This window comes from Armatimonas sp. (assembly GCF_043760365.1).
Lineage (GTDB): Bacteria > Armatimonadota > Armatimonadia > Armatimonadales > Armatimonadaceae > Armatimonas.
The window spans coordinates 1-7,554 of sequence record NZ_JAYUPA010001003.1 but is presented as its reverse complement, the minus strand read 5'-3'; the positions used below and the strand labels follow the sequence as shown (position 1 = coordinate 7,554).

Annotated in this window: 9 protein-coding genes and 1 pseudogene; 3 read left to right on the top strand and 7 right to left on the bottom strand. The window is 57.7% G+C overall.

Going from position 1 to position 7,554, the window contains the following annotated elements:
* Nucleotides 1-128 precede the first annotated feature (128 nt).
* From ACH2EH_RS25420 to ACH2EH_RS25410, 3 genes are read left to right on the top strand one after another with little or no spacing between them, the layout of a single operon-like run.
* Nucleotides 129-1,361: a tetratricopeptide repeat protein gene (locus tag ACH2EH_RS25420; RefSeq protein WP_395146222.1), complete on the top strand. Its 1,233-nt coding sequence runs from the start codon at nucleotides 129-131 to the stop codon at nucleotides 1,359-1,361.
* Nucleotides 1,362-1,365: 4 nt separating this feature from the next.
* Nucleotides 1,366-2,607, top strand: a complete 1,242-nt coding sequence (locus ACH2EH_RS25415) for a hypothetical protein (RefSeq protein WP_395146221.1) — start codon at nucleotides 1,366-1,368, stop codon at nucleotides 2,605-2,607.
* A gap of 4 nt (nucleotides 2,608-2,611) precedes the next feature.
* Nucleotides 2,612-3,463, top strand: a complete 852-nt coding sequence (locus tag ACH2EH_RS25410) for an alpha/beta fold hydrolase (protein ID WP_395146220.1) — start codon at nucleotides 2,612-2,614, stop codon at nucleotides 3,461-3,463.
* Here ACH2EH_RS25410 and ACH2EH_RS25405 read toward each other — a convergent pair.
* From ACH2EH_RS25405 to ACH2EH_RS25375, 7 genes and pseudogenes are all read right to left on the bottom strand, one after another.
* The gene (locus ACH2EH_RS25405; RefSeq protein WP_395146219.1) at nucleotides 3,396-3,899 is read right to left on the bottom strand and encodes an NUDIX hydrolase; all 504 of its coding nucleotides are present in this window, start codon (nucleotides 3,897-3,899) and stop codon (nucleotides 3,396-3,398) included. The genes ACH2EH_RS25410 and ACH2EH_RS25405 overlap by 68 nt on opposite strands.
* Before the next feature lies 1 nt (nucleotide 3,900).
* Nucleotides 3,901-4,326 (bottom strand): hypothetical protein, encoded by a 426-nt coding sequence (locus ACH2EH_RS25400; protein ID WP_395146218.1) that lies wholly within the window; start codon nucleotides 4,324-4,326, stop codon nucleotides 3,901-3,903.
* Nucleotides 4,327-4,347: 21 nt separating this feature from the next.
* Nucleotides 4,348-4,578 (bottom strand): hypothetical protein, encoded by a 231-nt coding sequence (locus ACH2EH_RS25395; RefSeq protein ID WP_395146217.1) that lies wholly within the window; start codon nucleotides 4,576-4,578, stop codon nucleotides 4,348-4,350.
* Nucleotides 4,579-4,605: 27 nt separating this feature from the next.
* Nucleotides 4,606-5,700: an iron-containing alcohol dehydrogenase family protein gene (locus tag ACH2EH_RS25390; protein ID WP_395146216.1), complete on the bottom strand. Its 1,095-nt coding sequence runs from the start codon at nucleotides 5,698-5,700 to the stop codon at nucleotides 4,606-4,608.
* A 112-nt stretch (nucleotides 5,701-5,812) separates the two neighbouring features.
* On the bottom strand, nucleotides 5,813-5,902 hold the full coding sequence (locus tag ACH2EH_RS25385) for a hypothetical protein (RefSeq protein ID WP_395146223.1): 90 nt from the start codon (nucleotides 5,900-5,902) through the stop codon (nucleotides 5,813-5,815).
* A gap of 49 nt (nucleotides 5,903-5,951) precedes the next feature.
* The gene (locus ACH2EH_RS25380) at nucleotides 5,952-6,767 is read right to left on the bottom strand and encodes an ankyrin repeat domain-containing protein (RefSeq protein WP_395146215.1); all 816 of its coding nucleotides are present in this window, start codon (nucleotides 6,765-6,767) and stop codon (nucleotides 5,952-5,954) included.
* A 436-nt stretch (nucleotides 6,768-7,203) separates the two neighbouring features.
* A pseudogene (locus tag ACH2EH_RS25375) lies at nucleotides 7,204-7,554 on the bottom strand (mitomycin antibiotic biosynthesis protein); the annotation flags it as partial.

Genomic DNA, 7,554 nt, shown 5'->3' with positions numbered 1-7,554 from the left:
GCTATGGCAGACCTGGCTACGGTGCGCCCTCGGGAATGTCCGGTGGTGGTGCCCCTCGCTAGATTGCGTCTCCCTCTTGTGATTTGATGACGGCGTGTGCGAGCTCGCACACGCCGTCTTATATTTTTATGATGCGCCTTGCTCGTCTTAACCTCCTCTATCTCCTTCCCCTAACACCGGCCCTGCTCCTAGGATGCCGGACAACGGCTTCGCCTCCTTCGATGCCCTCGTCCGCGCCTCTGGCAACCTCACAGCCCACACCGCTTCCCACGCCGCTGCCTCTTGCGGAGCCGCTACGGATACGCCTGAGCGATGCGGCCACCCTGCTGCGCGGGAGTAATGCGAGTGCACTCGATGCCCTTACCGCTCTGGAAAAAGATGCGAAGGGATCCGCCGTGCTCTCCGAACAGCTCGCCGGGCTCTACGAGGAGCTCGATTTCACGGATAAGACCTTCACGCTCGCCCGACAAGCCGTTCGCCTTGATGCGACCTACTCCCCCGGCTATGTGCGCCTCGGACGGCTGGAGCAGTTCCTGGGCTACTACGCGGCGGCTGAAAAACACCTAAAAGAAGCCGTGCGCCTTGCCCCTGCCTCCTCGGATGCGCAGCTCGCCCTCGCACTCCTCTTAAAGCACCAGGAGAAGCTACCAGAAGCCGACAAAGTGCTTCTCGCGGCCCGCGCTGCTGACCCCCAGGAGTGGCGACTGTGCCTGATCCAAAACCAGATTCTTGTCTCCCAGGGCAAGTACGAAGACGCCCTTAAAGTCCTCGACGACGCACAAAAGCTCGCGCCCGATAAAGGCATTCTGGTACTCCAGCGGGCCATTACCCTCGACGAGCAAGCGATTGCACTCGAGAAAAAAGGGGAACCGTCGCGTGTCCAAACGCTTCGGAGTGCCGCACTTCCCCTCGCGGAGAAGGCCATGGAGAAACTTCAAGAGGTCGGACCAAGCTGGTTTCACCTGGGCAAGATCCGTCAGGGCAGCGGCGATACGGCGGGAGCACAGCAGGCCTACGAGAAAGCCTATGCCCTCTCCCCCAGCTACCTCACCACACGCTATCAGCTCGGCCAGTTGCTCCTTAAAGCGGGAGAGCGTGAGCGGGCACAGAAGCTCCTCGCAGAGAATACTGCCGAGAAAAACAAGGCAGAGACCTACCAGCAGCTCGCCCTCGGCGTGGCAGAGACCCCCAATGACCTGGAAAAGCGTAGGAAATTCGCACGCTACTGTGTCGGACGACTCCTGATCCACCGCGCGATCTTCGAGTGGGAACAGGTGCTCGAACGCCGACCTATGGATGCGGAGGCCATGCGCGAGGTGGCAGCTCTGAAGGCACGACGTATCAAAGATATGACACAATAGCGCTATGGATCGTAAGAAACGCCTTTTTGCTCTGCTCGCGGTTCTTGCACTGGGCGCACTAGCCAGCGTTCCGTGGCAACTCAAGCAGTGGCAGACATTAAGTAAAGAGCGGGCAAAGACCACCGAACAGGAAGCCCGCCTGCGGGAGCTTGCCCTCAAGAAAGAAGCGACAGAGTCCGCACGCCGCCTGGTTACCAATGACCCGGCAAGCCGGTTAGAGGCGGCACAGCTACTGGTTCGTGCGGGGGACAATAAAGCGGCGCGCCCTCTGCTGCGGCAACTGGAAGACGATTCAAAGCGCATCCCGGGCATGGCGAGTATCCTCGGGGATCTCTACCGGCAGGTGGGCCAGGTAGATCGTGCCCACAACCTACTCACCGCGATGCTGAGCACCAGCCCCAATGACCCGGTCACCCTAGTGCGTCTTGGCTATCTGGAGCTGAGCTTGGGAGAGCAGGCAAAGGGCGCATCACGCTTCAAAAAAGCCCAGGAAATCGCTCCCACGGATGTAGAGCCACTTATTGCCGAGGCATTCTACCAGGATAAAGAGCGAAACTACCCTCAGACCCAGAAACTGCTCCACCGTGCACTTGCTCTGGAGCCCGAGCGCTGGATGACCGCCGTACTCCTGGCAGAGAATCTCACCAAACAGCGCCGCTTCGACGCCGCTCTCGCGCAGCTCGCCACGCTTGCCCAGAAACATCCTGGGGAGTCGCAGATTCTCGCGCAGCAAGCACGCACGCTGCTGGATAGTGCCGATGCCCAACCAGAGAAAGCCACAGTGCTACGGCAACAAGCCATCGCCGCACTAGAAGCCGCTTCCCAGATCGCGCCCGGAGATGCTTCGCTTGCCTTTGAGCGGGGCAGAGCCTGGAAGGCGCTTGGCAATGACGACAACGCACTTAAAGCATGGGAGGAGAGCTACCGTCTGAAGTCAAACTACCCGCGCCTTCGTGGGCAGCTCGGCCCGTTGCTCCTACGTCGTGGCCAGACAGAACGCGGTCGGCAGCTCCTCCAAGACGAAGCGAGCGCCGAGAAAGCCCGCACGGACTTCAGTGTCCAAGTCGGGGCCATGGTGCAAAACGGGAAAGATGGACGCGCACGCCGTCGGTTTGCGCAGTGGTGCGCCGATCACCAGCAGATCCCCCGAGCGATTCTGGAGTGGGAGCGCTTTTTGCAGGACTATCCGGGAGATATCCTCGTGGAGAAAGAGATTGAGCGCCTTAAAAAATCGGAGATAGAATAGGCGTGTGATTTTCTCCGACCTGGTGATGTCCTGGCTCACCCCTCCCCGTTTCCCTGCCCCCGCCTTTCCCATCGAGCCCACACGTTTTTCGCTCACCCTACCCGCTGTGCCTCTGGAAGGCTTCCCCGCCGCGCACTACCCCGAGGTGCTGGGGGTTCACAAAACGGTCGCGTGCTACGAGTGGCCCTCGAAGTCGAAAAGCGGCCCGATGGTGCTCTTGGCACACGGCTGGGGCGGCGGGGCGGCTCAGTTCGCGGCCTGGATCAAACCCCTACTGGCGGCTGGCTATCGGATTCTCGCCTACGATGCCCCTGCTCATGGTGCATCCGAAGGAACGCTGGCAAGTGCACCAGCCAATGCCGCCACTCTCAAGGCACTCGCGGACTGGAGTGGGCAACCCGTCCACGGAGTTATCGCGCACTCCCTGGGCGCGATCGCGACGACACTCGCACTGGCGGCGGGCGTCCAAGCCCGGCAGCTCGTCTTCCTCGCCCCCGTTTGCTACGTCGCAGACGGCCTGAAGAACCACGGCCTGCGCGAGGGGCTGAGCGATTCTGAGGCCGATGCTCTCGTCGCCTACTTCCAGTCCGAGTTTTCCACCGATTTGACTCTTCTCAGCGCCCTGAAGAGTGTGGCCACTCCCCTGCCTCCCCTCACGATCTTTCACGATCGCACCGATACCAGTGTGCCCTACGACGAGGCCGAGACCATCGCCGCCCACTGGCCAGGCTCCACGCTCGTCGAGGTCACGCGTGCTGGGCACACACGGATTCTGCTGGCACGCGGCGTTATCCAGCAAGCACTTTCCGCGCTAGACGGCTCAGCGACTCCTCAGGAAACCCCGCCAGCTCCGTAAGCGCGATCCAACGCCCGGTGATCGGAGCCGCGCCCGCACGCAATGTGAAGCAAAACCGCAAGTCATAGTGAAAATGTGTCGGCTCATCACCGCGTGCGGGAATCGTGTGTACATCCACATCGAAAAGCGCCCCGTCACTGCTCACGTCTGCCTCACTCAGCCCCGTCTCCTCGCAGAGTTCGCGCAACGCCCCGTGCCACGGCGACGCATCCTCGGCTTCTAAATGCCCCCCCGGCTGCAACCAGCGCTGAAGTTTCTCATGCCAGATCAGCCACGCACAAGCGCCATCCGAACTCAGCAAAAACGCTGACCCGGTGAGATGACCCTCAAGCGTCGAGCGCGACGCAGGCTCCGCCACACGCCCCACAAACTCCCGAACCTGCGCGATATGGGACGCCTCGGTGGGATCAAAAGGCGAAAAATTGTCAGGGATCATATTAAAAGTCTGCCGCCAGATGCCAGCGAATTCCGTTTTCATGAAGTCCTTCGAGAACGCGCTCACAGTCCTGTAAATCCTGAATCACTCCCTCAAGGTAGGGAATGCCATGGGTATCTTTCTGAAGGTGTGCCAACAGCGCTCTTACCGTCGTCAGGCCAGCACTTGGCTCAAACCAGGTCTCTTCCGGCATGGTGAAACCAAGCCATTTTTCCACCGCCACGCGATCGTAGCGCCCTGTTTCTTCGTCAAAATACTCATCAGGCGCTTCCATCAACTGAAAGGCTTCATTTGGATCTCCAGAGAGAAACGAGCTGAGAGGATTTACATCAAGGTTTTTAGCGAGTCGTTCGAGCCCATCCCCTGCTTTCAAAAGACACTTACCATTAACCTCTAAGCAAACAAATTCTGAGTGTTGCTCGCTCATGATGTAATACGATGCCCCCACTTACAAAGCCTCCTTAACATCTCGATGCTTCCGAAGACACTCTTCCATCGAAAGGACTAATACCTCACTCCCCTCAATAGGCGACCACACTTCATAGACACCAGACGAGGATATGAGAGAGAGCGGTGAGGAGTCTTCATTTTCCAGATCGGCAACTAAAAATTGAACTGCCTTAAACTTCTCTTTTCGAGTCAGTTGTTTCAACGTGGGCAAAACTTCAAGCAGTGGCATCCTCTACCTCCAGCCTATTTTACCGTGCTACCAGCAGGCTTCCAGGACTTCTCGTACATCACCCTCGGCGACGGTGCGGGGGTTGGCTTTGGTGGAGCCACTGACCATTGTCTCGGCGATGATGGTATCGAAATCGGAGCGTTGCAGGCCAAGCTCGGAGAGGCGGCGCGGGATGGAGAACTCATCGAGCCACTTCTCGGCGAAGGTGGCGAGATCCGGGGCGATCTTCTGGTAGCGCTCCTGCGCAACGGGCATATTGAAGCGAATCACGGGCGGCAGGAGCAGGGCGCAGAGCAGACCGTGCGCGGCTCCGGTGCGAGCGCCGACCGGGTGCGCGATGCCGTGCACCAGCCCGAGACGCGCGGTGTTGAGCGCCATCCCGGCACTGTAGCTGGCCATCAGCATGCGCTCGCGGGCTTCGAGGCTCTCGCCGTCGCGGAAGGCGGCGGGGAGCCACTCGGCGATGTCAAACGCCGCCTGGAGCGCCAGCGGGTCGGTGAGCGGGTTGGCTCCTCGGCTGACATACGCTTCGACGGCCTGTACAAACGCATCCATTCCCGAGTACGCCGTGACGTGGGGCGGGCAAGAAACACTGAGCGTGGCATCGAGCACCACGGTCTTGGGGAGCATCGCCCCGCCCCGGATGCTGGCCTTCTTCGGGGTTGCTCCCCGCTTGTCGGTATACACTCCCACCCAAGTGGCCTCGGAGCCCGTGCCCGCCGTCGTGGGCACGGCGAGAATCGGCAAAGCGCCCGATCCAGACTCCGGCACGGCGAGCTTGCCATCAAAGTAGTCGTAGATGCTGTCGGGGAGCGCGGCGGCCTTGGCGACATCAAGGACGCTGCCACCGCCGATCGCAATCACCAAGTCGCAGCCCTGGGCGGCAAGCTGCGCCGCTGTGCAATCGGCAAGCGTCGGCTCGGGAGGGACTCCAAGATGAATTTTCGCCCCAGGAAGCGTCGCGAGAATCTTCTCTAGCATCCCCGAGGCTTGCAGGCTCTTACCACAGACTAGCAGCGGCTTCGTCCCAAGGAGCGCGGTCCGGGTCGCGAGCCTTCCGTCCGTGGCGGCTCCGGTGCCGCAGAGGACTTTTCCCGGCGTGATAAACGTGAACGTGTGCATGCGTCTAGCTTACCCCAGAAGTTTACAGGGCGTGACGGTTCCAGGACGTGAACGCCCCGTCTCGGGTTACGCCCGGGTACCCTCTGGGTGCACGTCCTGGAACCGTCACGTCTTAGGAGGCGGTGAGCATTCCGAGCATCGTCGTGCGCCTTCCCATTGTGTCATAGGCTAGCGTCACTCGCGTTCCATCAGCGTAGATCATGCTCACCAGACGGCTCTAGTAAGATTACGAAGCTGAAATTGCCCTATACTCAGTGAGCACCCTTATCTAATAAAAACTTAATGATTTTTCCGTCTCCCCCTTGCTTTGCCCAATCTAAAACAGACATTCCGTCTTCGGTAGGCTTGTTATTTTTTAATATATTTCGCATATTTCTTGCCGCTTCCTTGTCTGTAAATATCGCTCGTCCGAGAGCCTTCATCTTCTCGCTGTCTTTAGCATTTACATTCGCTCCATGATGTACCAATATTCTAACAACGGAAAAATGTTGGTTCCCACGTGCTTCCATTAGAGGTTTCCTACACGCTGCCATTAGAGGTGTGGAACCAAACTGATCCCGGATATCGACATGAGCGCCGCGTGTCAACAAGAGTTCCACTACGTCTGCATTGCCTTGTCCCGCTGCATAATTGAGGGCAGATGGGAAGTATAGCCCCTGATAATTTACTTGAATGCCATTATTAAGAAGTAATCTAACCATATTTGTAGTGTTTTTATTGATTGGAAGTATACATACGGGCATCAATACTGTAGTCTCGTCGTTATCTTTTATGTTTACGTCCGCTCCATGAGATAAAAGCATTTTAGCTATTTCTATTCGGCTAAATCGAACCGTGTGGAATAGGGCACTATAACCTCTTTTGTCTTTAGCATTCACAAATGCCTTCTTATTTAACAAGAGTTCGACTATTTTAATGTATCCTTTTTCGGATGCATATATCAATATAGGAGATCCATTATCTAAGATTAAATTTTTATTTGCCCCTTTTGATAACAATTTCCTGACAGAAAGATAATCATTTGATTTTACTGCTTGGGATAACAGTGTATCTAATATACTATTCATTTCAATTTTGCCTTTAGGACACAAAAAACAACTTTTGTCCCCATGCTATCGTACAGAGCGATGGTCGAACCAAGTGGATCAGGCATAATTTGATGACGAACGCCACCGCGCTCCTGAGCTACCACCTCACCACCTATTATCGTATATCGAGCAGACATAGTCGCCATAATTCACCAAGCCTTTTCTAAAACCCAAAACTCTAACAAGTCAAAACGCCCTTACCTCTACAATTCCACTACATGCCATCCTCTACGGAGTGTACTCAGCGAGATAATCGTCCCCATCCCAGATGAAGGTCGTCAAAGTACCGCCCGACTCGAAGGCACTTCTCCTCAGCCCGTCGCCGTTGTACGTGTAGGTCGAAGGAGCCGCCACACCCACCTGGAGCGTCTTTAGCAGGTTCCCTGTCGCATCGTAGGCAAGCGTCCCCAACCTTTCAAACCGTCCGATGCGCGGACTTGGAGGGCGCGGGCTTGGCGAGCGCCTCTACCCAGGCGGCAACCCAGGCATTGTAGTCTGTCTCGATACTTGCGGGGTTGGCCTCGCTGTGCACCACAAACGACGGCTGCCAGGGACGTCCCGTTGGCGTTCCCGTGGGCTGAAAGCGCAGGTCGAGGCTCCAGCGGACGGTGTCCGTGAGGTTTGGCGTCGAGTGGTGCGGGGTGCAGCGGTGCATGAAGACCACGCCGCCTTTCTTGACCGCAGCGACCAGCGGCGCAATATCGGGCAGAGCATCGGGGCGGATGGTCGCGCCGCCCGCACCGCCGATATGGGGAAGCACGCCCTG

What these genes read in the sequence shown, in the direction of transcription:
- ACH2EH_RS25420 (WP_395146222.1), top strand. Translation starts at nt 129, where the DNA reads ATGATGCGCCTTGCTCGTCTTAACCTCCTCTATCTCCTTCCCCTAACA.
- ACH2EH_RS25415 (WP_395146221.1), top strand. Translation starts at nt 1,366, where the DNA reads ATGGATCGTAAGAAACGCCTTTTTGCTCTGCTCGCGGTTCTTGCACTG.
- ACH2EH_RS25405 (WP_395146219.1), bottom strand. Translation starts at nt 3,899, where the DNA reads ATGATCCCTGACAATTTTTCGCCTTTTGATCCCACCGAGGCGTCCCAT.
- ACH2EH_RS25400 (WP_395146218.1), bottom strand. Translation starts at nt 4,326, where the DNA reads ATGAGCGAGCAACACTCAGAATTTGTTTGCTTAGAGGTTAATGGTAAG.
- ACH2EH_RS25395 (WP_395146217.1), bottom strand. Translation starts at nt 4,578, where the DNA reads ATGCCACTGCTTGAAGTTTTGCCCACGTTGAAACAACTGACTCGAAAA.
- ACH2EH_RS25390 (WP_395146216.1), bottom strand. Translation starts at nt 5,700, where the DNA reads ATGCACACGTTCACGTTTATCACGCCGGGAAAAGTCCTCTGCGGCACC.
- ACH2EH_RS25385 (WP_395146223.1), bottom strand. Translation starts at nt 5,902, where the DNA reads ATGATCTACGCTGATGGAACGCGAGTGACGCTAGCCTATGACACAATG.
- ACH2EH_RS25380 (WP_395146215.1), bottom strand. Translation starts at nt 6,767, where the DNA reads ATGAATAGTATATTAGATACACTGTTATCCCAAGCAGTAAAATCAAAT.